At 71.2% G+C, this 2,293-nt stretch carries 3 protein-coding genes; 1 reads left to right on the top strand and 2 read right to left on the bottom strand.

Translation table 11 applies throughout. From position 1 onward, the window contains the following. Positions 1-426 precede the first annotated feature (426 nt). Positions 427-654 carry a DUF418 domain-containing protein gene (locus AB0M20_RS39075; protein ID WP_364306055.1) on the bottom strand — a complete coding sequence of 76 codons (228 nt, stop codon included), beginning with the start codon at positions 652-654 and terminating at the stop codon, positions 427-429. Continuing rightward, entirely contained in the window at positions 618-1,385 is a 768-nt protein-coding gene (locus AB0M20_RS39070) for a hypothetical protein (protein ID WP_364306053.1), read from the bottom strand. Before AB0M20_RS39070 ends, AB0M20_RS39075 begins: the two co-directional genes overlap by 37 nt. Between AB0M20_RS39070 and AB0M20_RS39065 the strand changes: the two genes are divergently transcribed. Next, on the top strand, positions 1,344-2,293 hold a 950-nt coding region (locus tag AB0M20_RS39065), incomplete at its 3' end, for a histidine kinase (protein WP_364306051.1). The genes AB0M20_RS39070 and AB0M20_RS39065 overlap by 42 nt on opposite strands.

Here is a 2,293-nt window from a genome sequence, read left to right as displayed (position 1 = left end):
CATCGGCCTCGTGACGGTGGCCGATCCGGCCGATTACGAAACTTGGGATGAGCGTGTCGAGGCCGAGCGCGTGGCGCCCGATCCGGAACGTCTCGACACTTTCATTGCGGTTCAGTTACCTGAGAAGATCCGGATGAAGGTTGTGAGGGCAGTCAAGTAGTCATCCGGCGTCGTAGCCGCCGCAGTTCGTTCAAGTCGACGCCGTGCGTCCCGCTAGGAAACCGTCGCATCCCAGCGCGCCTGCTGTATCGCCCTTCGCCAGGATGGTACTTCCGCTGCCCACTTCCCTGTTGGCGGACAACAGCTTGTGCTCTCACTCTCGCCATCTCTTCCTAGCGGCCCACCGCACGCAGGCCCGCACGCAGCAGCGCGCGTCTCCAGTGAGCGGGTCGTAGCGGCGGCCACCTCGCAATTCCTTGAGCGAGCTCATCGCCGCGCCGGGACGACGGTCCACCACGTCAGGCAGCGCCAGACCCATTCCAGCGGGCCGTACTGGAAGAACTTCAGCCAAATCGGGCTCAAGACGGCCTGGACCACGGCCACCCCGATTCCGAACACGACCACGCGGCCGTAGTCGGTGCGGTCGCCGAAGTGCCAGATCGCGTCGCCGGCCAAGATCAGGACCGTGGCCAGGATGTAGTTGGTGAGCGCCATCCGGCCCATCGGCGCGAAGAGAGCGCCTCCAACAGACCTCGGACCGAGGTGCGTAGCAGCAGCAGGAAGCCGGTGGCGTACAGACCGGCGAAGGCCAGGCCCGCCAGGACCGACCGGAAGTGTGCGGTCGGGCCGACACCCGCGCGCCACTGCAGGACGCCCAGCCACGCGCTCAGCAGGACGCAGACGCCGAACGCGATGCCGAGGCCGCGCCCGTGCCGGCTCAGGTTCTTGATCACGCCAAACCCCGTCGCGGCCATGCCGAGCAGGAACAGGCCGGGGATGAGAGTGAAGCCGCGGAAGGTCAACGCCGACGCGAGGGTCAGCACGATGCCGATCCACAGCACCCAGCGCCGCGGCAGGTAGGACGCCGGCAGGAGCACCAGCAGGCCGAACCCGGCATAGAACTTCAGCACCTCGCCCGGCTGGAGGAAGGTGTGCAGGCCGCCGAGCACGCCGAGCACGACCAGGCGGCGTAGCAGGACCAGCCGCGGGCGGTCGGTGCGGCGCTCGGCGGTGTGCAGGAAGATCGCGAAGCTGACCCCGAACAGGAAGGTGAAGATCGCGACCGGCCATATGCGGCGGCGGCCGTCATCGCGGTCACCACTGTCTTCGCGCCGAGCTCGGCGGCGTTCCTGATTCCCTATTCGGTGACCAGGTTCGGCGAGCGGCCGCGACTCGGCTGGGCGGTGCTGGGCGGGCTCACCGCCGCGTGGCTGGTCGGTGTCCACGCGTGGGCGATCGACGACCCGTTCTCCGGCCTTGCGCTGATCGCCGTCTCCACGGTGCTGGGTCTCTATGTCCGCGCCCGGCGGCGGCTCTACGACGAGCTGGTGGAGCGGGCCGAGAGCGCTGAACGCGAGCGTGACCTGCTCGCCGAGCGGGCGCGCGCGGAGGAACGGGAACGTGAGCTGCTCGCCGAGCGCGCGCGGGCCGACGAACGCGTGCGGCTGGCCGGCGAGATGCACGACGTCGTGACGCACCGGATCAGCCTGATGGTGTTGCAGGCGGGCGCCCTCGAGGTGACCTCGGACGAGCCGGAGGTGCGTGCGGCATCGCAGGACCTCCGCGAGGCGGGCGTGCAGGCGCTGGCCGAGCTGCGCGACCTGGTCGGCGTGCTCCGCACCGGCGAGCGTGAGCCGGCCGCTCTCCCGGCCGGCGGGCCGGGCCGGAGTCCGCCCGCCGTGAGGCGGATCTCGGATCTGGTGGAGGAGTCGCGGTCGGTCGGGCTCGAGGTGGAGCTGAGCGAGCGCGGGGAGCCAGCCGTCGCGGCGCCGACGGTGCGGCGGGCGCTCTACCGGGTCGTGCAGGAGTCACTCACCAACGTGCACAAGCACGCGCCGGGGTCGTGCGCGACCGTCGACGTGGTCTACGCGCCGCATCGGGTCGCGGTCGACGTGCGCAACACCGCGCCCGCGGACGCGGGCGAGCCGGCACTCGCCGTGGCCGGCGGCGGCGCCGGGCTGGACGGACTCCGGCAGCGCGTCGAGATGCTCGGTGGGCAGATGTCGGCGCTTCCGGCGACGGGCGGCGGGTTCCACGTGAGCGCGTCGATGCCGGCTTTCGTCCCCGCGCCCGCCGCGCCGCCCACGGCACCGGCTGCGCCGACGGCGCCCGCCTCGCCGACCGTGCCCGCGTC

This window comes from Actinoplanes sp. NPDC051633 (genome assembly GCF_040681735.1).
Taxonomy (GTDB): domain Bacteria; phylum Actinomycetota; class Actinomycetes; order Mycobacteriales; family Micromonosporaceae; genus Actinoplanes.
The sequence above is the reverse complement of the archived record's forward strand: the minus strand, read 5'-3'. Positions and strand labels throughout refer to the sequence as shown.